27 protein-coding genes and 1 other RNA gene are annotated in these 22,432 nt (G+C 70.7%); 18 read left to right on the plus strand and 10 right to left on the minus strand.

The window, feature by feature from the left end:
- Positions 1-577: 577 nt before the first annotated feature.
- Positions 578-1,312 carry an XRE family transcriptional regulator gene (locus ACWEF2_RS23060; protein ID WP_453818295.1) on the minus strand — a complete coding sequence of 245 codons (735 nt, stop codon included), beginning with the start codon at positions 1,310-1,312 and terminating at the stop codon, positions 578-580.
- A gap of 165 nt (positions 1,313-1,477) precedes the next feature.
- Between ACWEF2_RS23060 and ACWEF2_RS23065 the strand changes: the two genes are divergently transcribed.
- The 3 genes from ACWEF2_RS23065 to ACWEF2_RS23075 all read left to right on the plus strand — a co-directional run bounded on the left by ACWEF2_RS23065 (position 1,478) and on the right by ACWEF2_RS23075 (position 2,911).
- Entirely contained in the window at positions 1,478-1,816 is a 339-nt protein-coding gene (locus ACWEF2_RS23065; RefSeq protein WP_453818297.1) for a hypothetical protein, read from the plus strand.
- A gap of 6 nt (positions 1,817-1,822) precedes the next feature.
- Positions 1,823-2,293 carry a GntR family transcriptional regulator gene (locus ACWEF2_RS23070; protein WP_453818299.1) on the plus strand — a complete coding sequence of 157 codons (471 nt, stop codon included), beginning with the start codon at positions 1,823-1,825 and terminating at the stop codon, positions 2,291-2,293.
- 66 nt (positions 2,294-2,359) lie between these two features.
- Positions 2,360-2,911, plus strand: coding sequence for an HD domain-containing protein (locus tag ACWEF2_RS23075; protein WP_453818301.1), 552 nt, complete (start codon positions 2,360-2,362; stop codon positions 2,909-2,911).
- Positions 2,912-2,914: 3 nt separating this feature from the next.
- Here ACWEF2_RS23075 and ACWEF2_RS23080 read toward each other — a convergent pair whose 3' ends face one another.
- The 3 genes from ACWEF2_RS23080 to ACWEF2_RS23090 form a co-directional block, all read right to left on the minus strand.
- Positions 2,915-3,301, minus strand: a complete 387-nt coding sequence (locus tag ACWEF2_RS23080) for a nuclear transport factor 2 family protein (RefSeq protein WP_453818303.1) — start codon at positions 3,299-3,301, stop codon at positions 2,915-2,917.
- A gap of 72 nt (positions 3,302-3,373) precedes the next feature.
- Positions 3,374-3,853: an NUDIX hydrolase gene (locus ACWEF2_RS23085; protein ID WP_453818305.1), complete on the minus strand. Its 480-nt coding sequence runs from the start codon at positions 3,851-3,853 to the stop codon at positions 3,374-3,376.
- A gap of 3 nt (positions 3,854-3,856) precedes the next feature.
- On the minus strand, positions 3,857-4,597 hold the full coding sequence (locus ACWEF2_RS23090; RefSeq protein ID WP_453818307.1) for a DUF5919 domain-containing protein: 741 nt from the start codon (positions 4,595-4,597) through the stop codon (positions 3,857-3,859).
- A 153-nt stretch (positions 4,598-4,750) separates the two neighbouring features.
- Between ACWEF2_RS23090 and ACWEF2_RS23095 the strand changes: the two genes are divergently transcribed.
- Together ACWEF2_RS23095 and ACWEF2_RS23100 are read left to right on the plus strand one after the other, a co-directional pair.
- Positions 4,751-4,966 (plus strand): hypothetical protein, encoded by a 216-nt coding sequence (locus tag ACWEF2_RS23095; protein WP_453818309.1) that lies wholly within the window; start codon positions 4,751-4,753, stop codon positions 4,964-4,966.
- Entirely contained in the window at positions 4,963-5,145 is a 183-nt protein-coding gene (locus ACWEF2_RS23100) for a hypothetical protein (RefSeq protein WP_453818310.1), read from the plus strand. The genes ACWEF2_RS23095 and ACWEF2_RS23100 overlap by 4 nt, the downstream gene beginning before the upstream one ends.
- Positions 5,146-5,150: 5 nt before the next feature.
- Here ACWEF2_RS23100 and ACWEF2_RS23105 read toward each other — a convergent pair whose 3' ends face one another.
- Complete coding sequence (locus ACWEF2_RS23105) at positions 5,151-5,483, minus strand: GntR family transcriptional regulator (RefSeq protein WP_453818312.1); 333 nt, start codon at positions 5,481-5,483, stop codon at positions 5,151-5,153.
- Positions 5,484-5,612: 129 nt separating this feature from the next.
- On the opposite strand from ACWEF2_RS23105, the gene ACWEF2_RS23110 reads away from it, so the two are divergent.
- From ACWEF2_RS23110 to ACWEF2_RS23145, 8 genes are all read left to right on the plus strand, one after another.
- On the plus strand, positions 5,613-5,969 hold the full coding sequence (locus tag ACWEF2_RS23110) for an SCO3933 family regulatory protein (protein ID WP_453818314.1): 357 nt from the start codon (positions 5,613-5,615) through the stop codon (positions 5,967-5,969).
- Positions 5,962-7,311 (plus strand): FtsK/SpoIIIE domain-containing protein, encoded by a 1,350-nt coding sequence (locus ACWEF2_RS23115; RefSeq protein ID WP_453818316.1) that lies wholly within the window; start codon positions 5,962-5,964, stop codon positions 7,309-7,311. Before ACWEF2_RS23110 ends, ACWEF2_RS23115 begins: the two co-directional genes overlap by 8 nt.
- A gap of 25 nt (positions 7,312-7,336) precedes the next feature.
- Positions 7,337-7,981 (plus strand): DUF2637 domain-containing protein, encoded by a 645-nt coding sequence (locus ACWEF2_RS23120; protein WP_453818318.1) that lies wholly within the window; start codon positions 7,337-7,339, stop codon positions 7,979-7,981.
- A gap of 17 nt (positions 7,982-7,998) precedes the next feature.
- On the plus strand, positions 7,999-8,316 hold the full coding sequence (locus ACWEF2_RS23125; protein ID WP_453818320.1) for a hypothetical protein: 318 nt from the start codon (positions 7,999-8,001) through the stop codon (positions 8,314-8,316).
- On the plus strand, positions 8,306-8,446 hold the full coding sequence (locus tag ACWEF2_RS23130) for a hypothetical protein (protein WP_453818322.1): 141 nt from the start codon (positions 8,306-8,308) through the stop codon (positions 8,444-8,446). Before ACWEF2_RS23125 ends, ACWEF2_RS23130 begins: the two co-directional genes overlap by 11 nt.
- 138 nt (positions 8,447-8,584) lie before the next feature.
- Positions 8,585-9,925 (plus strand): replication initiator, encoded by a 1,341-nt coding sequence (locus ACWEF2_RS23135; protein ID WP_453818324.1) that lies wholly within the window; start codon positions 8,585-8,587, stop codon positions 9,923-9,925.
- A complete protein-coding gene (locus tag ACWEF2_RS23140; RefSeq protein ID WP_362775360.1) occupies positions 9,922-10,098 on the plus strand; it encodes a helix-turn-helix transcriptional regulator in 177 nt (58 codons plus the stop codon). The genes ACWEF2_RS23135 and ACWEF2_RS23140 overlap by 4 nt, the downstream gene beginning before the upstream one ends.
- Complete coding sequence (locus ACWEF2_RS23145; protein WP_453818327.1) at positions 10,095-11,237, plus strand: tyrosine-type recombinase/integrase; 1,143 nt, start codon at positions 10,095-10,097, stop codon at positions 11,235-11,237. Before ACWEF2_RS23140 ends, ACWEF2_RS23145 begins: the two co-directional genes overlap by 4 nt.
- 87 nt (positions 11,238-11,324) lie before the next feature.
- Here ACWEF2_RS23145 and rnpB read toward each other — a convergent pair.
- From rnpB to ACWEF2_RS23165, 4 genes are all read right to left on the minus strand, one after another.
- Positions 11,325-11,717: RNase P RNA component class A (gene rnpB, locus ACWEF2_RS23150), an RNA gene on the minus strand.
- 258 nt (positions 11,718-11,975) lie between these two features.
- Positions 11,976-13,223 carry a bifunctional RNase H/acid phosphatase gene (locus tag ACWEF2_RS23155; protein ID WP_453818329.1) on the minus strand — a complete coding sequence of 416 codons (1,248 nt, stop codon included), beginning with the start codon at positions 13,221-13,223 and terminating at the stop codon, positions 11,976-11,978.
- Positions 13,220-13,960, minus strand: coding sequence for a zinc ribbon domain-containing protein (locus ACWEF2_RS23160; protein ID WP_453818331.1), 741 nt, complete (start codon positions 13,958-13,960; stop codon positions 13,220-13,222). The genes ACWEF2_RS23155 and ACWEF2_RS23160 overlap by 4 nt, the downstream gene beginning before the upstream one ends.
- Positions 13,957-14,793: a Nif3-like dinuclear metal center hexameric protein gene (locus ACWEF2_RS23165; protein ID WP_453818333.1), complete on the minus strand. Its 837-nt coding sequence runs from the start codon at positions 14,791-14,793 to the stop codon at positions 13,957-13,959. Before ACWEF2_RS23165 ends, ACWEF2_RS23160 begins: the two co-directional genes overlap by 4 nt.
- A gap of 130 nt (positions 14,794-14,923) precedes the next feature.
- On the opposite strand from ACWEF2_RS23165, the gene ACWEF2_RS23170 reads away from it, so the two are divergent.
- The 4 genes from ACWEF2_RS23170 (at position 14,924) to menC (ending at position 19,267) form a co-directional block, all read left to right on the plus strand.
- Positions 14,924-15,961 (plus strand): dipeptidase, encoded by a 1,038-nt coding sequence (locus tag ACWEF2_RS23170; RefSeq protein ID WP_453818336.1) that lies wholly within the window; start codon positions 14,924-14,926, stop codon positions 15,959-15,961.
- Complete coding sequence (locus ACWEF2_RS23175; protein WP_453818337.1) at positions 15,958-17,157, plus strand: M20 family metallopeptidase; 1,200 nt, start codon at positions 15,958-15,960, stop codon at positions 17,155-17,157. Before ACWEF2_RS23170 ends, ACWEF2_RS23175 begins: the two co-directional genes overlap by 4 nt.
- Complete coding sequence (locus ACWEF2_RS23180) at positions 17,154-18,047, plus strand: GNAT family N-acetyltransferase (protein ID WP_453818339.1); 894 nt, start codon at positions 17,154-17,156, stop codon at positions 18,045-18,047. Before ACWEF2_RS23175 ends, ACWEF2_RS23180 begins: the two co-directional genes overlap by 4 nt.
- 119 nt (positions 18,048-18,166) lie before the next feature.
- Complete coding sequence (menC, locus tag ACWEF2_RS23185) at positions 18,167-19,267, plus strand: o-succinylbenzoate synthase (protein WP_453818341.1); 1,101 nt, start codon at positions 18,167-18,169, stop codon at positions 19,265-19,267.
- A gap of 23 nt (positions 19,268-19,290) precedes the next feature.
- Here menC and ACWEF2_RS23190 read toward each other — a convergent pair whose 3' ends face one another.
- Positions 19,291-20,838 carry an AMP-binding protein gene (locus tag ACWEF2_RS23190; RefSeq protein WP_453818343.1) on the minus strand — a complete coding sequence of 516 codons (1,548 nt, stop codon included), beginning with the start codon at positions 20,836-20,838 and terminating at the stop codon, positions 19,291-19,293.
- A gap of 242 nt (positions 20,839-21,080) precedes the next feature.
- On the opposite strand from ACWEF2_RS23190, the gene ACWEF2_RS23195 reads away from it, so the two are divergent.
- The gene (locus ACWEF2_RS23195; RefSeq protein ID WP_453818345.1) at positions 21,081-22,424 is read left to right on the plus strand and encodes a sensor histidine kinase; all 1,344 of its coding nucleotides are present in this window, start codon (positions 21,081-21,083) and stop codon (positions 22,422-22,424) included.
- The last annotated feature ends 8 nt before the right edge of the window (positions 22,425-22,432 follow it).

Below are 22,432 nucleotides of genomic sequence, written 5' to 3' on the forward strand. Positions count from 1 at the left end.
TTGCCCTGCGGTCCTCCGCCTGCGACCGCTCGTCTGATCGAGATGACTCAAGATGGCTTTGAGGACATCCTCTACTTCGGCTGCCTGAGCCAGCACGAGACCTCTAAGCCTCTGCATGGTGAAAGCACCATGGTCGTCATGGGGATCGCAAGGGTCCTCTGGGTAAAGTCCTGACCAGATGTTCGGCCATGCGATCATCCGTTCGCCGAACTGTGGTTCCGGTAAAGTCATGATCGGATTCTCGCAGGAGCAGGCTCAACCTAGCGACCCAATTCGATCTCACGAGTCTGTTCCATTCCTTAGGCTTCGATTACGAGTGATGCCGCGCAACTCTCCGCCCCGACCACCTCAACGCCAAAAGCCCCTTCGCTGAACGCGTGCCTGACCTGCGGTTTGCTGTGCTGCAGATCAGCTTCTATGCGTCATTGGCCTGTATCCGCTTGAGCGGCGGGGCGGTCGGGCGGGACCGGCCCGAAGAGGCCGCACGCCCGCCCGAGCCGCCCGGCCACCCGCCGCCCAGCGGGCGGCGGCTTGATGACGGGTAGATAAGTTTCTTTCGATCTTGGTCTGCGTGTTGTCAGGCGCTCTGAGCTGCGGGTGTTGCGCTGGTCCAGACGCGTTCGAAGCTGTCGAGGTAGGTGGTGGCGGTGCTGTTGGGGTCGTTGCGGGTGAGGTAGATGACGGGGGCTTCGGGGGCTCGGGTGCCGTAGGCGTGGAGGTTGACCAAGAGGTCGTTGTCGGCGCGGTAGATGGAGTTGTACAGGATCGTGTCGTGGAGCCGGATCTCGATCCCGTCCACGTTGCCGAGGGGGTGGTAGAGGGTGAGGGCGTTCCTGGTCCGGGAGATCATGACGTCGGCTCCGACGCCTTCGTCTGTTCCGCGGGTGGCGACGTGGGGGCTGGCAGGGTCGCCGAGCAGGATGCGCACCCGCGCTCCGGCGGCTGCTTTCTGGGTGAGGATGCGGAGGAGGCCGGCGTCTTCGGCGAGGAACAGGCCGCTGTAGACGAGGATGCCGATCTCAGCCTGGGCGGAGTCGAAGAAGGTGCGCCAGATGTCGGCGGGTACGGCCCAGCGGTGTGGGTAGACGGCCTTGATCTCGGTCGATGCCCCCTGGCGGCGGCGGGCGTTTTCGGGCCATAGGTCGTTCTCGTCGGCGTGGAGGAGGTCGGCGACGGCGAGGCGGTGGCGGGGGTGGGGGGTGCGGCCGGCCAGCCAGCGGGTGACGGTTTTGGGGTCGACGGTCAGGTGGGTGGCCACGTCGAGGGGTTGCAGGCGGGCGCGGATGAGGGCGTGGCGGAGGTTCTCGTTCACGGGGCTGGTTCCCTCCCGGAGCAGGTCGGTACCGGCGACGCTAACATAAGACGTCCCTAGACGTCCCTCAAGTCGTGGTGCCCGTGTCCGGTCCTGGACAGAAAACTCGCTGGCACCGAGCCCGGCACCCCCGCCGGGCTCCTGTGAGCCGACGGGAGCACCCCCATGTCCAGAGAGAAGATCATCGCCCACCAGCGGGACCTGCTGACCAAACTGCGCGGTCACCTCACCGCGCTGCACGTGCCGACCTTCCTGACGGCCGACCACAACGACCAGCCCTGCCTGGAGATCACCGACCACAACGCGCGCACCCGCCGCGTCTACGTCCAGGTCGTCTTTTACTGGTTCTACTGGGGCGACCTGCCCGACGAGCGCACCTCCACTATCCACCTGCCGATGGCCGCCGAGGACATCGCCGCCGCCGTGCGGCGCGGCTGGCGCGAGGGCGAGCAGGGCACGCTCAGCATCAACCTGGGCAACATCCACGGTGCGCACGGCCGCTGACGACGGATGACCGACGACACCGACGGGTGGCTGACCGGCAGGCGCATCTACGACCGGATCGCCGAACGGCTCCGCGCGCAGATCGCCTCCGGTCACTATCCCCCGGCCGGTGCCCTGCCCTCGGAGGCGGCGCTGGCCCAGCGTTTCCACGTGGCCCGCAGCACGGTCCGGCGCGCGCTGGCCGTTCTGGAGGCCGAAGGGCTGATCGACACGATGCCCGGCGCGGGACGCCGGGTGAAGGGTTCTGAACGCCGGGCCGCGCTGTACCGCTACCAGGCGATCGCCGCCGACCTGCGTGAGCAGATCAGCACCGGTGCCCTGTCGGCGGGGGCGGTGTTGCCGAGCGAGAGCGCGCTGCGGCGGCAATACCGGGCATCCCGCAACACCGTCCGGCAGGCCCTCGCCGAGCTGGAGGGTGAGGGGCTGATCGTGACAAAGCATGGCAAGGGACGTTTCGTCCGCCCTGTGGGGCTTTGAGACGTCCTAGGACGTCTGGCCTTCATCTCTGGAAGGGTTCGAAAGACGGTTTCTATGGTGAAGCGCATGGGACAAGCCGAATGGGCTCATGACCTGGCCCGGCAACTGCTGGAAGAACCACTGCCGCGCCGGTGGGCGCACACCCAGGGAGTGGCAGCGCGGGCGGTGTCGCTGACGCCGATCCTCGGCGCGGAGGCCGACCTGCTGACCGCGGCGGCCTGGCTGCACGACATCGGATACTCCCCGGCGCTGGTCGACACGGGCTCCCACGCGCTGGACGGCGCCCGCTACCTGCGCGACGTGCACCGGGCCGATGACACGATCGCCCGGCTGGTAGCTCACCACACGTGCGCCGAGTACGAGGCGGCCGAGCGCGGCCTGCTGGACGTGCTGAACGCCGAGTTCGACAAGGAACGCCCCGAACTGGTCGAGGCGCTGACCTACTGCGACATGACCACCAGCCCGGACGGCCTGCCGGTCGAGGCGCAGGCCCGGCTGCTGGAGATCCACTCCCGGTACGGCCCGGAGCATCTGGTCAGCCGGTCGATCACCAAGGCGACTCCGTGCATCACCGCGGCCGTGCACGCCGTGCAGGCCGCGCTGGACGCGGGGCAGTGAAGGTTATGCCAGGCTGGCGTGGGCGGCCAGGATGCGCCAGCCGTGCTCGCCGGTGTGGACCCAGGTGCGGGTGTAGCGCAGCTGCGAGGCGAACGGCTCTCCCGCGAACGTGCCCTCCAGCAGGCCCAGGAAGCAGGTGACGCCGGTGGTGCCCGCCACGACCACGGTGAGCTCGTCCTGGACGAGCTTGGTCATCACCTGTCGGCGGGAGCGGTGGTTGTCCAGGTCGAGTTGCTTGGCCTGCGGGTGGCAGGCGCCGTCCGGCGGGCCGGTGAAGACGAGCCGCTCATCGAGGAGCCGGTCGAGTTCCTCGACGTCTGAGGCGAGCATCGCCGCCTGCAGACGGCGCTCGGCCTCATACAGCTCATCGGTAAGGGTGCGCTCGGTCATAAGACCATCTTCCAGGAGAGGGGAACGTGCGAGTACCTCACACCGTAGTACTGCTCGCTGGCGCGGGAACGTTCACCCGATGTACGGCCCGGCAGCGCCGCCGAGGAAGTGGCCGAGCCGTAGCCGCATCGACCGGTCCATGGTCAGGGAGTCGATCTGGTCGCGGGGGACCCAGCGGACTTCGCGGGCCTCGTCGCTAGGGGTCGGCTTCCCGCTGATGGGGCGGGCGGTGAGGACGATGGAGAACTCCTGGCGGGCCTCGCCGTCGGAGGTGTAGAGGATCACGTGTTTGGGGTCGGTGTAGGTGCCGGCCAGGCCAGTGATCTCGCACGTGACGCCGGTCTCCTCCAGCGTCTCCCGGACGGCGGCCTGCGGCAGGGACTCGCCGAGGTCGATAGCGCCGCCGGGCACGGCCCAGTTGTCGTTGTCGGTACGGCGGATCATCAGGATGTCGCCGATGTCGTTGACGACGATGACGTTGACCGAGGGAACAAGGCTGTTGGGGGTGGGGGCGGCGGGGTCATCGTAGAAGTCGATCCGGCGGGCCGTCATGGGTCAGGACTCTACCGGGACAGCCCGCTCCCAGACGGCCTCGAAACTGCTGGTGTAGGTCGAGACCATGTCGCCGCCGGTGACCTTGCGCAGGTGCATGACCGGCGCGTCGTAGGCGGCCTTGCCGTACACGTGGGTGTTGACGAGAAGCTGGTCGTCGGCGCGGTAGATGGAGTTGTACAGGATGGTGTCATGAAGCCGGATCTCCACGCCCTCGCGTCGGCGCAGTGACCGGTAGAGGAAGAGCGCCGTCCTGATCTGGGCCGCCAGGCCGTCGTTGACGCCCTCGTCCGCGCCGCGCTGGGCGACCTCCGCACAGTCGGGATCGCCGAGCAGGATGCGCACCCGTACGCCCGCGTCGGCTTTCTCGGCGAAGGTGCGCACGATGCCGGTGTCCTGGGCGATGAAGATGCCGCTGTAGACCAGCACGTCGATCTCTTCCCGGGCCGCTGAGAACAGACGTCCCCAGGCGTCCTTGGGGACGGCCCAGCGGTGCGGGTAGACGGTGACGATCTCGCTTTCGGAGACGGCTGCGGCCTGGGCGGGGGTCAGCGCGTCCGGCCACAGGTAGGACTCCTCCACGCCGAGGAGTCTGGCGACCGCGAATCGGTGCTTTCGGTACGGTATGCGGCCCTGGGTGATCCACCGCTCCACGGTTTTGGCGTCGACCTGGACGGTTTCGGCCAGCGCGTCGACGGTGGTGCCGTGTTCGAGGAGGGCTACCCGTAACCGCTCGTTCGCCATCTCACCTGCCTGAAAGCCGGGACGTCCAGGGACGTGGCAATCGTAGACCGGACGTCTGCTACATGTCCCATCCTGTAGTGATCACGTCCTGACTCTTCGTCGCACTCTCGGTATCGCAAGGCATCACCGGCAGCGACGAGAGGAGAGACAGCAGTGATCAACGACATCCGGCCGATCGACGAGACGCCCGCCTGCGCGTGCGGCGCGACGCTGGAGGAGGGGCGGTTCGCCTGCCGCAAGTGCCGGGCGCGGGACCGGTGGACCCGCCGTCAGGTGGCTCGGCGTAGGACGAACCGGCGGCGCGGTCAGGTGCGGCGTCCGGCCAACCGCCCCTACGGCAGCGCTGAGGCGGGGGTGATCTGGACGTGAACGCGACCGTGATCCCGCTGATCGTCGGCCTGGTGCTGGGTGCGGTGGTGTTCGTCGGCTACGTGCTCGTCCTGGTCGGGATGCGCCAGGAGGACCGGCGGATGCATCTGGGTGCGACGCCGCCGAGCCGGGCGGCGGGCCTGGCCCGTCGGGTCACCGGCTGTCACGTGCGCGGATGAGCGCGCTACTCGTCGGAGAGCTTCGACTCCACCCGTTCCAGGCGGGCCGACAGGTCGCGCAGGGTGGCGCGGATCTCGGCCAGCTCATCAGAGGCCGGCGGGACGGGGGCGGCGTCCTCGCGGACGAACACGCCCTTGCCCTGCTGGCCGATGACCAGCCCTTCGTTGCGTAGCACGCCGACGGCGAGTTTCACCACGCTCAGCGAGGCGTCGTAGGCGGTCGCGAGCTGGGTGGTGGAGGGCAGCGCCTCGCCGGGCGCGAGGGTGCCGCGCCGGATCCGGTCGCGCAGGTCGTCGGCGATCTGCAGGTAGCCGGGCCGCCCGGTGTTCTTGACCATCCGCCCTCTTCTTCGGTCGTGGGTGTCTCTAGTTCAGCACAGACACGCGACCAGGCCAACCATGAGAACGTTGACATCCAAGCTAACTAGGTTGACTATGTTGACCGAGACGAACAAGGAGGTCCATCCATGCGCAACATCCCGATCCCCGTCGACGTCCACCGGCTCCGCTTCACCTGCGTCAAAGCCGCCCGCCCCCGCGTCGTCGACCAGGAGACCGGAAAGATCAAGACCGACAAGGAGGGCAACAAGGTCTACGAGTCCGTCCTGCTCGCCGAGGACGAGCTGGGCCGGATCGAACTGGTCAAGGTGGGAACCTCCGGAGAACCGCCCATCGCTCCCGGTCAGGACGTCGTCCCGACCGGCATGGTCGGCTACGCCTGGGAGATCCCGAGCAGCAACGGCCCCCGGTGGGGCATCAGCTACAAGGCCGCCTCCATCGTCCCCGTCTCCGGCAGACCAAGCGGCGGGGGCGACGATGCCTGACCTGCTGCGGCTGCTGCTCGTCGCGGCCTGCGCGCTGGCCGTCCTGGCGGCCTGGCGGCGGTTTCATCCCCGGTCGTTCTGGCCGGTGGCCGGCTACCCGCTCACCGCGCTCGGCGTGCGGTGCTCCTGGCGCAAGGTCGCCCTGGGGTGCGGGCTGACCAAGAAGCGCGCCCGCTGGGCCTTCACCCTCACCCCCGGCGCCCTGGTCTCCACCGGCACCGTGAAGGTACGGCGCCGCTTCCGCCGCATCGCCGTCGACACCACCCCCTGGATGCGGTTCCCGCTGCCGACCCGGCACGGCTGGCGCGTCACCGTCCACCTGCTGGAAGGCCAGATCCCGGCCGACTACACCGAGGTCGCCGAACGGCTCGCGCACTCCTGGGGCGTGCACGCTGTACGGGTGTCCTCCCCGCGCCCCGGACGGGTCGTGCTGGCCGCGACCATCCGTGACCCGCTGGTGCGCGTCGACCACCTTCCCGCCTCGGCCGAGCTGCTCACGGTCACCGTGGGCAGGTTGGAGACCGGCACACCGTGGGTGATCGACTTCCGGACCGTGCCGCACTGGCTCAACGCCGGAGCCACCCAGTCCGGCAAGTCGAACCTGGCCAACGCCCTGCTCGTCGGTCTGGCCCCGCAACCGGTGGCGCTGGTCGGCATCGACCTCAAAGGCGGGGTGGAGTTCACCCCCTACACGCCCCGGCTGTCGGCGCTGGCCACCACCCGCACCGAGGCGAGTGGCCTGCTCGATGACCTGGTGGCGCTCATGCTGGAACGGATGGGGCTGTGCCGTACGGCGGGCGCCCGCAACCTCTGGCAACTGCCCCCGGCGGTACGGCCGGTGCCGGTCGTGGTCCTGGTGGATGAGCTGGCCGAGCTGTACCTGATGGCCGACAAGTCCGAGAAAGACGAGATCGCCCGCACCTCCACCGCCCTGCTGCGGGTGGCTCAGCTTGGGCGGGCGTTCGGGATCTACCTGTTCTGCTGCGGCCAGCGCATCGGCTCCGACCTCGGCCCAGGAGTGACGGCGCTGCGCGCCCAGTGCTCGGGGCGGATCTGCCACCGGGTCAACGACCCGGAGACCGCGACCATGACGCTCGGCGACCTCGACCCGGCCGCGCTGACGTCGGCGCGGGCGATCCCGTCCGAGACGCCGGGGGTGGCGATCGTGGCCTCTCAGGACGGCCAGTGGTACCGCGCCCGCTCCTTCCACGTCTCCGAAGCCGCCACCGAACACGCCGCCCGGATGTACGCCGATCTCACCCCGGCCTGGGCGGAGATCACCGGCCACGCTCCGGCGACCGCGTTCGACCCCGCCGACCTGGACGAACTCCTCACTGCCTAACCCACCTACAGGAAAGGGGGACACGATGCGACGCCTCATCCGCCGGCTGCTGGACGCCGGGCCGATCCTGGCCCTGGCCGCGATCGCGGGTGCCGGATCGTTCACCCACATCCGCGACACCGCCGCCGAACACGGTCAGACGGGGTGGATGGCCTGGGCGGTGGCGGTGTGCGTCGACCTGACCTGCGTCATGGCCGCCCGCGAACGCCAACGTGACAAGCACACCGGCCGCAGGACGGACGGCCCGATCTCCTGGCCCACCCTCGTCCTCGTCTTCGGGGTCGTCCTGTCGCTGGCCGCCAACCTCAACCAGGCCGAACCGTCCCCCTGGGGATGGATCACCGCCGCCACTCCGGCAGGGGCGTTCCTGATCGCGGTCTCCATGCTGGAACGCCGCACCTCGGCCCCTCGTCCCGAACCGGAGCCCGAGCCGTCCCCGGTTCGGTCCTCCGTCCCGGACGTCGTCCCCGAACCTGCTCCCGCTGAACCGGGTGAGCAGGACGGGCCGTCCTCAGAGCTCCTCGACTACGCCCGGCGCGTGGCCGAGGAATACCAGACCGCGCACAGCAGGCCCATCAGCCGCGACACGCTGCGCGCCCGTCTGGGTGTGTCCCACCAACTGGCCTCCGACCTGCTGCGCACCCTGCGCACCGCGCCGGACGCCCCGTGAAAAAGGAGAACCCATCCATGTCCACCGACACCCAGCGCCGCACCGCCTTCATCGACGGCCTGCGGGACCTGGCCGCCTTCCTCCAGGCCAACCCCGCCGTGCCCGTCCCGACCGACCCGGCGATCATCACCTACTACCCCGAGCAGGCCACCGACGAGGAGCTGCGCGCCGAGATCGACCGGATCGCCGCGCTGTGCGGCACCGTCGTGGACCCGCGGCTGCTGCCGCTGGGCCACTACACGGTCTCGCGCTGCTTCGGCCCCGTCCACGTCGAGTGGACCGCCATCCTCAACACCGCCGGCCCCGAGATCCCCGAGCCGCGTCATGAGTTCTGAGTCGCCCGAGGAGCCGGTGACCTCGGCTGAGGTCCCGCCCCGGTGGTGGCGGTGCTGCACCTGCGGCGGCACCGGAAGCGACAGCCATGGCACCACCTGCACCCACTGCGACGGCCTCGGCTTCTGCTGAAGGCCGTCGGCGCCCCCGGCCTGGCCGTACATCCGCCAAGACGCCCGCCAGGTCGGGGGCCATCCCCCTCACCCCAACGAGTGAAAGGAGAAGACCATCTTGCCCGCAAACCGCCCTGATCCGCACGCTGTCGCAGGCATGATCACCCGCCTCAACGACCGCAATTACCCCCGCTGGGCCGCCCGGCTCCGCGCCACCGGTGGCTGCCGCCAGCCCATTCACCTGCGGGGCCGTGTCCTGCACGTCGACCGCGCCACCGGCCGGCTCCTGCACTCCTACACCACCGCAGGCGAACCCGACGGCGTCCTTCGGCTGCCGTGCAAGACCCGGCGGGCCTCCCGCTGCCCGGCCTGCGCCGAGGTCTACCGGGCCGACACCTACCACCTCATCCGCGCAGGACTCATCGGCGGCAAAGGCGTCCCGGCCTCGGTGACCGCGCACCCGTGCCTGTTCGTCACCCTCACCGCCCCTTCCTTCGGCGCCGTGCACACCCGCCGGGAGAAGAACGGCAAGGCCCTGCCCTGCCACGCCCGCCGCGACGCCGAAACCTGCCCGCACGGGCGGGTCATATCCTGTACCGTCCGCCACGGCGCCGAGGAGTCCTGTCTGGGCGAACCACTGTGCCCGGACTGCTACGACTACACCGGCAGCGTGCTGTTCAACGCGCTGGCCCCGCAGTTGTGGAAGTACTTCACCGACGCCCTGCGCCGCCGCATCGCCAAAGCCGCCGGGCTGACGCTGCGGGAACTGCGCGAACAGTGCACGATCTCGTTTGCCAAGGTCGCCGAGTACCAGCGGCGCGGGGTGGTGCACTTCCACGCCGTCATCCGCCTCGACGGCCCCGACGGGCCGGACTCTCCACCTCCGGCCTGGGCCACTGCTGAGATGCTGGCCGACGCCGTACGGCACGCCGCCCACGCCGTCACCGCGACCACCCCCGTCACCACCGACGAACCCGCCCGGATTCTGCGGTGGGGGCGGCAGCTCGACGTCCGCGAGATCAGCATGGACGGTGAGCTGTCGGACCAGGCGGTGGCCGGCTACATCGCCAAATACGCCACCAAGGCCGCCGAATGCGTCGGCACCCTGGATCGGCGCATCAACCCCCTCGACGACCTGACCGCCTTCGGCCTGCGCGACCACCCGCGCCGCCTCATCGCCGAATGCATGCGCCTGGGTGACCTCGACGAACTGGCCGACCTGCGCCTGACCCAGTGGGCCCACATGCTCGGATTCCGCGGCCACTTCTCCACCCGGTCCCGGCACTACTCCACCACCATGGGCGCCATCCGCGACGAACGCCGCGACCACGCCCGCACCGACCAGACCACCACCGGCCGCCTGCCCCTGCTCGACGACGACACCGTCCTCGTGATCGCTCACTGGGAGTACGCGGGCAAGGGCCTGTCCGCCGGTGACGCGCTCCTTCTCGCCGCATTAACAGGTGTTCCTCTGGATGACCCCGGAGGGCGCCGATGAAGACGCTCGAACGCCTCTGGACGGTGGACGAGGTCGCCGCCTATCTCGGAGTACCGGCCGGGACCCTCTACCAGTGGCGGTGCAGGAGGATCGGACCGCCCGCCCATCGGGTCGGCAAGCATCTGCGTTACCTCCCCGAGGATGTGCGTGCCTGGGTGCGGGAGCAGGCATGACCGTCTACGACCGGTGGCACAAGTCCCACCCCGATCCCGGAGAGGCGAAGTGTTCCGAGCACAAGCGCGTGCCGACCGCCAAGCACGGTCAAGGGGCGCGCTGGCAGGTCCGGTACCGGAACGAAAAAGGGCGGCAGCTCAAGCGCAACTTCGAGCGGAAGGCCGACGCCGACCGCTTCGACGTGACGCGCCGGGCCGACGAACCGCGTGGCGAGTGGATCGACCCCAAGCTCGGGCAGACCAGGTTCCAGGTGTACGCGCAGACCTGGATGGCGTCGCGGCTGCATAAGCCCGGGACCACGACGACCTACGAGGGGCACCTGAAGAATCACATCAACCCGGTCTTCGGCTTGGTGCCCCTGGTCTCCATACGGCCCACCTCCGTGCAGAGGTGGGTCAAGGAACTGCACGGGAAGGGCCTGTCCCCGCGTACGGTCGAGACCGTCTACGTGATCTTCTCCAGCGTCATGCGCGGGGCCGTACGGGACGGCATGATCCGCCGTTCCCCCTGCGTCGACATCCGCCTGCCCGAGCCGGACAAGACCACGATCCGGCTCCTCTCCCCCGCCGAGGTGATCGCGCTCTACCGGGCCATGCGGCCCGAGTACGCGCCGCTAGTACTCCTGGGCGCCACGGCCGGTCTCCGGCAGGGAGAGGCCCTCGGGCTGGCCGTCGACCGGGTCGACTTCGCCGAGGGCATGCTGACGGTGGACCAGCAGGTCGTGGTGATCGACCGGCGTCCGACGCTGGCCCCGCCCAAGACGCGGGCGTCCATCCGTGACGTCCCCATCCCGGCCGTCCTCGCCGACGCGCTGGCCGAGCACATCGACCGGCACAAGCCCGAGGACGCGCTGTTCCGGACGACGCGCGGCAACCTGATCCGGCGCGACTACTTCAACGCCGACATCCTCAAGCCCGCGATCCTCGCGGCCGGGGTGCCGGTGGACATGACGTTCCACGATCTGCGGCACACCTTCGCCAGTACGGCGCTCGCCGAGGGGGTGCCGATCTCCGAGGTGTCCCGGTGGCTGGGGCACGAGTCCATCACCACGACCGTGGATCTGTACGGGCATCTGGTCCCGGAGGCGTCCGAGCGGGCGCGGGCGGCGCTGGGCAATGCCTTCGCCGCCGCGCTCTGACCCAATCTGAATGTGCCCCCGATGTGCCCTCTCGGGGTTTCAAGCCCCCTGAAGGAGAGCTCCGCCGCAGGTCAGGGGCGGGGAAGGCGGACGAGTCGGCCTGTAGGCCGGGTTCTGTCCTTCACCGAAGTGAAGGGGCGACCATCCATCTAGGGCCGACGTTGCCGACGGCCTCAAGCGGTCTACCCGCGCGGCTCGGGCGGGCAGCCCTCAGACGTCGCGCGCGGGACGCCCCAGGGGGCGTCCCTTCTTGACCTTGCTCCGGGTGGGGTTTACCTAGCCGCCCACGTCGCCGTGGGCGCTGGTGGTCTCTTACACCACCGTTTCACCCTTACCTCTCTCACGAGAGGCGGTCTGTTCTCTGTGGCACTGTCCCGCGGGTCACCCCGGGTCGGCGTTACCGACCACCCTGCCCTGTGGAGCCCGGACCTTCCTCGGCGGGTCTCCGAAGAGACCCGACGCGGCCGCCCGGCCGGCTCGTCCGCCGTACTTCCCAGCCTAACGGCTCCCAAGTGGTCTCCAACCGAGCGGCAAGTCGTCTCGGCTGGAATGGGGATCAGGCGCCCCCGGGGGCACGAGCACCGGAGGAGCCACCGATGAGAGCACGACCGACCAGCGGGCCGGTCCGGACGGGGCCACGCGTCCGGGTGACCGGACGGGCCGGATGGGGCCGGGCGGGATGCCGGGCTCCGGGCGGTCTCCGGGATCCTGTCCGGTCGCCGGGGCGGGAGTGCGGGTTCAGCGCAGGTGCGAGGTGTCGTTGAACGCCTTCACGACCGCCGGCCCATCGGCGTAGTACTCGACCAGGGACAGAGCGGCCAGATCAAGGTGCATGCGGTACAGCGCGGCGGGGGGAGCCAGCAGCGCGAACCGGAGCAGCATCTTGATCGGCGTGACGTGGGAGACGGCGAGGACCGTCCTGCCCTCGTAACGCTCCACCAGCCGGTCCCCGGTCGCCTGGACCCGCCGCGCCGCCTCCCCGAAACTCTCCCCACCCGGCGGCGCGGCGGACGGGTCCGCCAGCCACGCGGCGAGCTCGTCCGGCCAGCGGCGCTGGATCTCGGTGAACGTGTGGCCCTCCCAGTCGCCGAAGTCGGTCTCCCTGAGCCCCTCCTCGACGACCACCTCCAGCCCGAGCCTGGCGGCCACGATCTCGGCGGTGACGCGGGCGCGCTTGAGCGGCGAGCTGACGACCACCTGGACGTCGTACGGCTCGCGCGACAGCCTGGCCGCGGCGGCCTCCGCCTGCGCGATGCCGTTGGGGGTGAGCTCGGGGTCGCCGAGCCCGGAGAACCTGCGCTCGATCGAGAGCGGGGTCTCTCCGTGCCGGAGCAGGAGCAGCGAGGTCGCCACGGTCGTGGGGGCGTGCCAGCCGGTACCGGTGGCCGTGGGTGCCGTCCTCTCCGCGGGCGGAACGTCGGCGGAGAGGACTCCGGCGGACGGGGCGCCGGCGGTGTCGAAGAGGGAGTCCTGCGCGGGAGCCGCGCCGGAGGCCGGAGCTGGCGTCCGCGCCCCGGAGAGGTCAAGGGACCGGGACTCGGTGCCCGGCGAGGTGCCGTGCCGCCAGGGGTGGCCCTTGGCGGCGGCGTCCATGGCCTCGTTGGCCAGGCGGTCGGCGTCCTTGTTCCGCTCCCTGGGGATCCACCGCCAGGTGACCCTGAGACGGCGGGCCAGGGCGGCGGCCTCCAGCGCGAGCGGCCGCAGCCCCTCGTTCTTGATCTTCCATCGGCCGGCCATCTGCTCGATGACCAGTTTGGAGTCCATCCGGACCTCGACGGCCGCGCCGTCGCCCGCGAGGTCGAGCAGCGATCGCAGACCCGCGATCAGCCCTCGGTACTCGGCGACGTTGTTGGTCTGGACGCCGATCGCCTCGGCGACCTCGACCAGCGCCTGACCGTCGGCGGCGTCTTTGACGACGGCACCGTATCCCGCGGGGCCGGGGTTGCCCCGCGATCCGCCGTCGGCCTCGACGACGAAGGAACTCACAGGCCCGACTCCGGGGTCCGGACGAGGATCCGGCGGCACTCGTCGCAGCGGATGACCTCGTCGTGGGAGGCCGCCTTGATGCGGTTGATCTCGGCGATGGACAGGCTGGTGCGGCAGCCCAGGCAGCGGGTGCCCTGGAGCATGGCGGCGCCCACCCCGAACTGCTCGCGAAGCTTCTCGTAGAGGGCGAGCAGGTCGGCCGGGATGTCGGCGCCGGCCTCCGCGCGCCGGCTCTTGACCTCGGCGCTCTCCTTGTCGATCTCGGCGAAGGCCGCGTCCCTGCGGTCCTCGGCCCTCGCGCAGATCGCGGAGAGCTCGTTCCGCTCGGCGGCGACCTTGGTGACCTGCGCGTCGGCCGCCTCACGGCGCTCCATGATCTCCAGCACGACCTCCTCCAGGTCGCTCTGGCGACGGTTCAGGGAGACGATCTCCGACTGGAGGCTGGCCAGGTCCTTGGGGGAGGAGACCTGGCCGGAGTCGAGGCGCTTTTGGTCACGCTCGGCCCGGATGCGGACCGAGTCGACGTCGGCCTCGGCCTTGACCTGCTCACGGGCCAGGTCGGTCGCCTCGGTCTCAGCGGTGATCACCTGGGTGGCGAGCCGGGCCACACGGGTGGAGAGGCCGTCGATCTCGGCCAGTTCCGGCAGCGTGCGGCGGCGATGGGCCAGGCGGTCGATGACTGAATCAAGTTCGGCCAGGTCGAGCAGACGCTTCTGGGCGGCCGGGGCTGCTTTCACTTCAATTCCTCGCACTCTGCTGTTGTCTTCCAGGCGTCCGTGACCGTCTCGGATACGCGCGTCTCAACAGTAATCCCCCGCAGGGCCAGAGCGGACGTCAGACGGTGTGCCGCATCGGCCAGCCAGGGCCATTCGGTGGCCCAGTGAGCGGCGTCGATCAGCGCGGGACCGCCTGGTTCCTCGACGAACTCGCTCGCCGGGTGGTGACGCAGGTCGGCGGTGAGGAACACGTCCACTCCCGCGGCCCGCGCCGTTCCCAGCAGGGAGTCGCCCGATCCCCCGCTCACCGCGACTCGCCGGATCTCACGGCCGAGGTCTCCGGCGACTCGCAGGCCGCCCGCCGTACCGGGGAGGCCGCGCGCGGCCTGCCGGGCGAACTCGCGCAGGGAGAGCGGCGCGGGCAGCGAGCCGATCCGGCCGAGGCCGCGCCGTTGGTCATCGGCGGCGGGCAGCAGGGGCGTGAGCGGGCCGGTCAGCCCCACGGCGCGGGCGAGGGCGTCGGAGACGCCGGGGTCGGCGACGTCGGCGTTGGTGTGGGCGGTGAACAGGGCGACGTCGTTCCTGATCAGCGTGTGGATCAGACGGCCCTTGAAGGTGGTGGCGGCGACGCTCGTGGTGCCCCGCAGGTAGAGAGGATGGTGCGTGACGATCAGACCGGCGCCCCATTCGACCGCCTCGGCGGCGACGACCGCAGTCGGATCGACCGCGAACAGGACCTTACCCACCTCCACGGCGGGATCTCCGCAGACGAGTCCGACCGCGTCCCACGCCTCCGCCCACGCGGGATCGTAGATCGATTCGAGCTCTCCGACGATGTCGGCAAGGGTAGACACCCGCGCAGACTACCCGCCTGCCCGGCACCGGAGGGGAATCCCCGGCGGAGGGCGGTCCCTCACGGACACCGGGGCCGGCCTGTGGGTAGCGTCGTGACAGACGAGAGCCACCCGCGACGAAGGACCGCCCGTGTTCACCGAACTGCACCGCGACGCCGTGGTCGCCGACACCCACAACGACCTGCTGATGGCGGTCGCGGCCAGGCCCCCGCAGCGGTGGGCGTCGTTCTTCAGGGAACGCTGGCTGCCCCAGCTTCACGAGGGCGGGGTGAATCTCCAGGTGCTCCCGGTCTTCGTGGACGACCGGTATCGGCCGGAGGGAGCGCTCAGGCAGACCCTGCGCATGATCGAGTGCGCGCACACGCTGGCCGAGGGCAACCCGGACACGGTACGGCTCTGCCTGGACGGCGCCCAGATCGACGAGACCCTCGGCGAGGGGAGGATGGCCCTGGTACTGGCGCTGGAGAGCGCCCCCGGCCTGGACACGAGCGTCGAACTGCTGCCCACGCTGTACCGGCTGGGCGTGCGGATCGCCTCGATCGCGCACTGGGGCCGTACGGCTCTCGCGGACGGCAGCGGCGAGGAGGCCACCGGCAGCCGGCTCACCTCGGCGGGTGTGGCGGCGTTCCGGGAGATGGAGCGCCTCGGCATGATCTTCGATGTCTCGCACCTGAGCGCCTCCGGCGTCGCCCACGTGCTGGAACTGGCGACCCGGCCGGTGATGGCCACCCACTCCTCGGCCCGGGCCCTGCGCGATCATCACCGTAACCTCACCGACCACCAGATCCGCGCGGTCGCCGCGACCGGCGGGGTGGTCTGCGTGAACTTCCTGCCGGCACTCCTCGCCGAGGATCCCGCCGACTACACCGTGGACCGCCTGGTGGACCACATCGAGCACGTCGTGGGCGTCGCCGGGATCGACCACGTGGGACTCGGCCCCGACTTCGTCCGCGAGGTCGTGCACGACGTCACCCCGCCGTGCTGCGAGGTGTCCGGCTTCAGCGGCCTGGACATCATGGCGGCGATCCCGGGGCTCGCCGGTCCCTCCGGACTGTCCTCGGTCACCGACGCGCTACTCAAACACGGCTTCGCGGACGAGGAGATCGTCAAGATCCTCGGCGACAATGTTCTGCGCCTGTTCCGTGCCGAACTGGGGAGACACGCTTGAACCTCGATGTGATGCTCGACGACCTGGAGGAGCTCGTCACCTGCGAGTCCTTCTCCGCCGACCACGCCGCGGTGGCGCGTAGCGCCGGGGTGGTGGGGGACCAGGGGCGCGGCAGGCTCGGCGCGCCGCCGGAGACGATCGTGATCGACGGGGTCACCCATCTGCGGTGGACCTTCGGCACGCCCCGGGTCCTGCTGGTCGGCCACCACGACACCGTCTGGCCGGTCGGGACGCTGCGCGAGCTTCCCTGGTCGCTCGTGGACGGGATCGCCCGCGGACCGGGCGTGTTCGACATGAAGGCGGGGCTGGTGCAGATGTTCCACGCGCTGGCGGCCCTGCCGTCGCCGGAGGGGGTCCGCCTGCTGATCACCGGTGACGAGGAGGTCGGTTCGACGTCGTCGCGCGCCCTGATCGAGGAGTCGGCCCGCGGGTGCACGGCCACGTTCGTGCTGGAGGCGAGCGCCGACGGCGGGGCGCTCAAGACCGCGCGCAAGGGCACCTCCGACTACCGGGTCACCGTGCACGGCAGGGCCGCCCACGCGGGTCTGGAGCCCGCGAAGGGGGCCAACGCCGGGATCGAGCTGGCCCATCAGATTCTCGCGCTCGGCGCGATGGGCTCCGGAGAGACCACGGTGACGCCGACCGTGCTGTCCGGCGGGACCACGGTCAACACGGTGCCCGCGCTGGCGCGTGTGGCCGTGGACGTCAGGGTTCCCAGCATCGCCGAGCAGGGCCGCGTGGACGGGTTGGTGCGGGCGCTCGTTCCCCGTCTTCCGGGGACCCGTCTGGAGGTGAGCGGGGGGCCGAACCGTCCTCCGCTGGAGGAGTCCTCCTCGGCGCGCCTGTTCGAGCTGGCCTGCCGGATCGCGGAGGATCTGGGTATGGAGCCGCTGCGGGGGGTGGCCGTGGGCGGCGCCTCGGACGGGAACTTCACCGCGGGGGTCGGCTGCCCGACGCTCGACGGGCTGGGCGCGGTGGGTGGCGGCGCGCACGCCGCCCACGAGCACGTGGTCGTCGCGGATATGCCCGGCAGGACGAGACTGCTGGCCGGGCTGATCGGCGCGGTGCTCGCGGGGGACACCTGGACGGGTGCGGGGGCGGTCGCCGCCCCGGCGGGAGGGACCGCGGCCCCGTCGGGGGAGTTCCGGGGCCGGCTGAGGGAGGCCGCGTCTCCGTCGGCGGAGGACGGCGGATGACCGGCCCCTCCTCCGAGGACGTACGCGCCGAGGCCGCCGTGAAGAACGCGGCCGAGAGCGCGGCGGAGGTCGCGGCCGAGGCGGGGAAGGCCGCGGAGGGGGCGGCCGGGGTCGCCGGGGTGCGGGTCGCCGAGCTGTTCGACCTCGGCGAGTTCGAGCGGGTCCGCCGGCTGTTCGACGAGATCTGGCGCCCCGAATCGGGCGACACGCCGATCAGTGTGGAGCTGATGCGGGCGCTGTCGCACGCGGGCAACTACGTGGCCGGCGCCTACCGGGACGATCTGCTGGTCGGCGCCTCGGTCGGCTTCCTGGCCGCCCCGGCCGGGCACGTCCTGCACTCCCACGTCACCGGCGCCCCCTCTGGAAGGGGCGTCGGGTTCGCCCTCAAGCAGCACCAGCGCGCCTGGGCGCTGGAACGCGGCCTGGAGCACATCACCTGGACCTACGATCCGCTGGTCCGCCGCAACGCCCACTTCAACCTGGTCAAGCTCGGCGCCCGCCCCGAGAGTTACCTGCCGTCCTTCTACGGCACCATGGACGATGCGATCAACGTCGGCGACGAGTCGGACCGGATCCTGGTCCGCTGGCGGCTGAACGCCCCCCACGTGATCGCCGCCGCCGCCGGTAACCCGTACACCCCCGCGGTCCCGGCCGGCGCCGCGGCCGGGCTGCGCGACCGGCACGACCGGCCCGTCGTCGGCACCGTCGACGCCGCCGTGATCCTGGTGGCCGTCCCCCGCGACGTCGAGACCCTGCGCCGCGCCGATCCGCGGGCCGCCCGCGCCTGGCGGCACGCCGTCCGCGAGGTCCTGGGCGGCCTGTTGGGGCAGGGGGCCGCCGTCACCGGTTTCCACCCCGAATCGGGCTACATCGTGGAACGGACCGGCTGACCCCGTCGCCCCATCCGGCCGCCCGTACGGCCAAGCCCGCCCAGGGGCCCGCCCAAGAGGGCCGGCGAACAACGGAACAGAACAACGGAACGGAGACGCGGCCCACGCCGCACACCACCATGAAGATCACCGGAATCGAACTACGGCGGATCGCGATGCCACTGGTCGCGCCCTTCCGCACCTCCTTCGGCACCGAGACCGAACGCGACGTCCTGCTGCTGCGAGTCGTCACCCCCGACGCCGAGGGCTGGGCCGAATGCGTGGCCATGACCGATCCGCTCTACTCCCCGGAATACGTCGACGGAGCCGCCGAGGTCCTGCGCCGCTTCCTCATCCCCGCCCTGCCCGCCCACCCCGACGCCCACACCGTCGGCCGCGCCCTGCACCCCTTCAAGGGCCACCGCATGGCCAAGGCCGCCCTGGAGACCGCCGTACTGGACGCGCAGCTGCGCATCGGCGGCCAGTCCCTGGCCGCCTTCCTGGGCGCCTCCGCCGACCAGGTGCCCTGCGGAGTGTCGATCGGCATCATGAACTCCATCCCCGAGCTGCTGGACACCGTCCAGGGCTACCTCACCGAGGGCTACCGGCGGATCAAACTGAAGATCGAGCCCGGCTGGGACCTGGCCCCGGTCCGCGCCGTGCGCGAGCGGTTCGGCCCCGACCTGCTCCTGCAGGTCGACGCCAACGCCGCCTACACCCTCGCCGACGCGCCCCACCTGGCCAGACTCGACCCCTACGACCTGCTGCTGATCGAACAACCCCTCGCCAACGACGACCTGGTCCAGCACGCTCGGCTCGCCCCCCGGCTCACCACCCCGCTCTGCCTGGACGAGTCCATCGAGTCCGCCGAGCACGCCGCCGCCGCGATCAGCCTGGGCGCCTGCTCGATCATCAACATCAAACCCGGCCGCGTGGGCGGCTACCTGGAGGCCCGCCGTATCCACGACCTGGCCCGCGCCCACGGCCTGGCGGTGTGGTGCGGCGGCATGCTGGAGACCGGCATCGGCCGTGCCGCCAACCTCGCACTGGCCGCCATGCCCGGCTTCACCCTGCCCGGCGACACCTCCGGCTCCCACCGCTACTACGCCACCGACATCACCGAACCGTTCGTCCTGCGAGACGGCCACCTGCCCGTGCCCACCGGCCCCGGCATCGGCGTCGACCCCGTTCCCGACATCCTTGACGAGGTCACCGTCTCCACCGAATGGATCACTCTGTAGGGGCGCCGCCCCCGCACGAGGCGCTATCCGGCCGGATACTCCTCCCGGAGCCTGGAGCGGGAGAGCTTTCCGCCGGGGGTGCGGGGCAGTTCGTCGCGGAACTCGACGACCTTGGGGTGCTTGAAGCGGGCGAGGCGCGGACCGAGGTGGTCCAGCAGCTCCCGCGCGGACGGCCGGGGGCCGGGCATCGGCTGGACCAGCGCGACCACCCGGTGCCCCCACTCCTCGTCGGGCACGCCGATGACCGCGACGTCGGCGACCGCCGAGTGCTCAAGCAGCGCCGCCTCGATCTCCGCGGGATAGATGTTCACCCCGCCGGAGACGATGAGATCGGTACGGCGGTCGCACAGGAACAGGAATCCGTCCTCGTCCAGGAAGCCGATGTCGCCGGAGGCGTACCACTCGCCACGCATGCTCAGGGCGGTCTTCTCAGGGTCCCCGTGATACTGGAAACCGCCGATACCCGACTTGATGTAGATCATGCCGGGCTCGCCCGCCGGGAGCTCGCGCCCGTCCTGGCCGAGGATCCTCGCCTCGAAACCCGGGGCCGGGCGGCCGACCGTGCCGGGGCGTGCCGGCCAGTCGCGCGGCTTGACGGAGAAGGCGATGGCCGACTCGGTGGAGCCGTAGTACTCGTACAGCACCGGGCCCCACCAGTCCGTCATCGCCCTCTTGACGGCCACCGGGCAGGCCGCGCCGGTGTGGATCACCTGCCGGAGCGACGAGAGGTCGTACCCGTCCCGGACCTCCTGTGGCAGCCGCAGCATCCGGTGGAACATCGTCGGGACCATCATGGAGTTGGTCACCCGGTGCCTGTCGATCAGTTCCAGGACGGTGACCGGATCGAAGCGGGGGGCGATGACCAGGGTGTGACCCAGGTGGAGCGCGAACACGCTGTGGGCGCACGGCGAGGAGTGGTGCATCGGCGCGGTCACCAGGTGGACGCCGTCACCCGGCCGCAGGTCGCAGATCTCGCCGAGGAACCAGGTGGCGAGCGGGATCGTCGCCTCGGGCTCGGTGCCGGGCAGTGGCCGCCGCACCCCCTTGGGGAGGCCGGTGGTGCCCGAGGTGTACCACATGACGCTCCCCGCCGACCTGCCGCCGGGGGCGGTCACCGGCTGCCCCTCGGCCAGGTCTGCGACGCCGCCGGCCCAGCCGGCAGATCCCCCGGCGGGCCCGCCGGGGGATCTGCCGGCAACACCGCCGTCACCGGCGTCGAGGGTGCCGTTCACCGGACGGCCCGGCCCGGTGACCACGACCTCGGCACCGCAGTCGGCCAGGACGTAGGTGATCTCGGCGTCGGTCAGGTGCCGGTCGACGGGCACGTAGTACAGCCCCGTCTGCCCGGTGGCCAGCAGCATCACCAGCGCGTCGACACCAGCCGGCAGCACCCCGGCGACCACGGCCCCCTCGGCGAGCCCTCTGGCCCGCAGCCCGTGCGAGACCTGGTTGACCCTGGCGAGCAGCTCACCGAAGGTGATCACCGTGCCACCGGTGCCGATCACCGCCCGGCGGTCCGGGTCCGCCCCGGCGATCCGGTAGAAGCCGGGGAGCGCGCTGATATCGGGCATGGGACTCCTCCCTCGGAGCTCCAGCGGGCCGGCGAGACGGGCTCGGGGATCCCTCGGTGCTCCTGAGGATCCGTCCGGGCTCTCGTCAGTGCCCGCTTACTCTAACCCGCCACGGAACGACCACGCCGGGCAATGCTCTACAGCGGAAGCAGGGAGGATCTTTGCCCCCGCTTAGCCATGGATGGCCAGGAAACGGCAATTATTCCGTCTAATGCGCTCGTCTGACCTCGGGGGAGGTTGGCATGGTCACGCGGCACACGTGGTCCGTGCGGACCCGGCTGACGTTGATCGCCATCACCGTCGCCGCCCTGTCGGGCCTCATCCTCACCGTGGTCGCCACACTCTCGCTGTACAACCTGGCAGGCGGTTTCCAGGCCCGGGAGATCGGCGACGCCACCCTGGAGACCCTGAACCTGACGCTGAGGGGGCGGTTGCCCGCCGTACTGCCGCCGCGGACGTCCGGCGGCATCCAGGTCCTGGACCCGAGAGGCCGGGTCGTCTCGTCGACCCCGAACCTGTACGGCGCCCCGCGAATCGCGGAGTTCCTCCCCCCGCCGGGAAGCATCAGGACGTTCCGGGAGAGCTGCGACCTCCCCCGGTTCCCCGGCCGCTGCATGGTCGTGGCGACCTTCCGGATCCACCAGCCGGACGGCGACTGGATCGTCTACTCCGCCGACGACGTCGTCCCCTGGTACGTCCATCCCGGCCTGTTCACCATCATCGTCGGCACCTATCTGCTGCTGGTGACGCTGACCGGGTTCGGGGTCCATCACGCGGTGACACGGGTGCTGGTCCCGGTGAACGCGATCAGGAGCGAACTGGCCGAGATCACCGCGACCGACCTCGGCCGCCGGGTGCCGGTGCCTCCGGCCTGGGACGAGATCAGGCAGCTGGCCATGACGATCAACCAGACCCTGGACCGGCTGGAGGCCGCGGCGGAGCAGCAGCGCAGGTTCACCTCCGACGCCTCCCACGATCTGCGCAGCCCACTCACCGCCATGCGCACCCAGGTGGAGGAGGCGCTGCACTACCCCGAGGACACCGACTGGAAGGCGAAGGCGCACGAGATGCTGACCAGCCTGGACCGGCTCCAGGCGATCGTCTCCGATCTGCTGATGCTGGCCAGGCTCGACTCCGGCGCACCCGCCTTCGCGGAGCCGGTCGACCTGAGCAGGCTGTGCGAGGAGGAGCTGGGGCGCCGCAAACGCGGTGTCAAGGTGGTCCGCGAGCTGCGGTCCGGGGTCACGGTGACCGGTGACCGGCTGCGGCTGGCACGGCTGCTGACCAATCTGATGGACAACGCCCAGCGGCACGCGGCCTCGCGGATCACGGTGAGCGTGGCAGCGCACGGGAACACGGCCGTTCTGGAGGTGCTCGACGACGGCGCCGGGATCGCCCGCGACCAGTGGGACGTGGTCTTCCGCCGGTTCACCCGGCTCGACGCCTCACGCAACAGGGACGCCGGGGGCACCGGCCTGGGACTGCCCATCGCCAGGGAGGTCGCCGAGGCGCACGGCGGAACCCTGACGCTGGAAGACAGCCCCCAAGGCGCACGTTTCGTGTTGCGTCTCCCCCTAAACCGCTAGGGTTCCCA

This window comes from Streptosporangium sp. NPDC004631 (assembly GCF_053601935.1).

Bases quoted from the DNA above. Each gene is read 5' to 3' on its own strand.
- ACWEF2_RS23140 (WP_362775360.1), top strand. From the start codon at position 9,922: ATGAAGACGCTCGAACGCCTCTGGACGGTGGACGAGGTCGCCGCCTAT.
- ACWEF2_RS23145 (WP_453818327.1), top strand. From the start codon at position 10,095: ATGACCGTCTACGACCGGTGGCACAAGTCCCACCCCGATCCCGGAGAG.
- ACWEF2_RS23110 (WP_453818314.1), top strand. From the start codon at position 5,613: ATGCGCAACATCCCGATCCCCGTCGACGTCCACCGGCTCCGCTTCACC.
- ACWEF2_RS23105 (WP_453818312.1), bottom strand. From the start codon at position 5,483: ATGGTCAAGAACACCGGGCGGCCCGGCTACCTGCAGATCGCCGACGAC.
- menC (WP_453818341.1), top strand. From the start codon at position 18,167: ATGAAGATCACCGGAATCGAACTACGGCGGATCGCGATGCCACTGGTC.
- ACWEF2_RS23075 (WP_453818301.1), top strand. From the start codon at position 2,360: ATGGGACAAGCCGAATGGGCTCATGACCTGGCCCGGCAACTGCTGGAA.
- ACWEF2_RS23080 (WP_453818303.1), bottom strand. From the start codon at position 3,301: ATGACCGAGCGCACCCTTACCGATGAGCTGTATGAGGCCGAGCGCCGT.
- ACWEF2_RS23085 (WP_453818305.1), bottom strand. From the start codon at position 3,853: ATGACGGCCCGCCGGATCGACTTCTACGATGACCCCGCCGCCCCCACC.
- ACWEF2_RS23180 (WP_453818339.1), top strand. From the start codon at position 17,154: ATGACCGGCCCCTCCTCCGAGGACGTACGCGCCGAGGCCGCCGTGAAG.
- ACWEF2_RS23065 (WP_453818297.1), top strand. From the start codon at position 1,478: ATGTCCAGAGAGAAGATCATCGCCCACCAGCGGGACCTGCTGACCAAA.
- ACWEF2_RS23070 (WP_453818299.1), top strand. From the start codon at position 1,823: ATGACCGACGACACCGACGGGTGGCTGACCGGCAGGCGCATCTACGAC.
- ACWEF2_RS23115 (WP_453818316.1), top strand. From the start codon at position 5,962: ATGCCTGACCTGCTGCGGCTGCTGCTCGTCGCGGCCTGCGCGCTGGCC.
- ACWEF2_RS23090 (WP_453818307.1), bottom strand. From the start codon at position 4,597: ATGGCGAACGAGCGGTTACGGGTAGCCCTCCTCGAACACGGCACCACC.
- ACWEF2_RS23190 (WP_453818343.1), bottom strand. From the start codon at position 20,838: ATGCCCGATATCAGCGCGCTCCCCGGCTTCTACCGGATCGCCGGGGCG.
- ACWEF2_RS23135 (WP_453818324.1), top strand. From the start codon at position 8,585: ATGATCACCCGCCTCAACGACCGCAATTACCCCCGCTGGGCCGCCCGG.
- ACWEF2_RS23120 (WP_453818318.1), top strand. From the start codon at position 7,337: ATGCGACGCCTCATCCGCCGGCTGCTGGACGCCGGGCCGATCCTGGCC.
- ACWEF2_RS23125 (WP_453818320.1), top strand. From the start codon at position 7,999: ATGTCCACCGACACCCAGCGCCGCACCGCCTTCATCGACGGCCTGCGG.
- ACWEF2_RS23195 (WP_453818345.1), top strand. From the start codon at position 21,081: ATGGTCACGCGGCACACGTGGTCCGTGCGGACCCGGCTGACGTTGATC.
- ACWEF2_RS23130 (WP_453818322.1), top strand. From the start codon at position 8,306: ATGAGTTCTGAGTCGCCCGAGGAGCCGGTGACCTCGGCTGAGGTCCCG.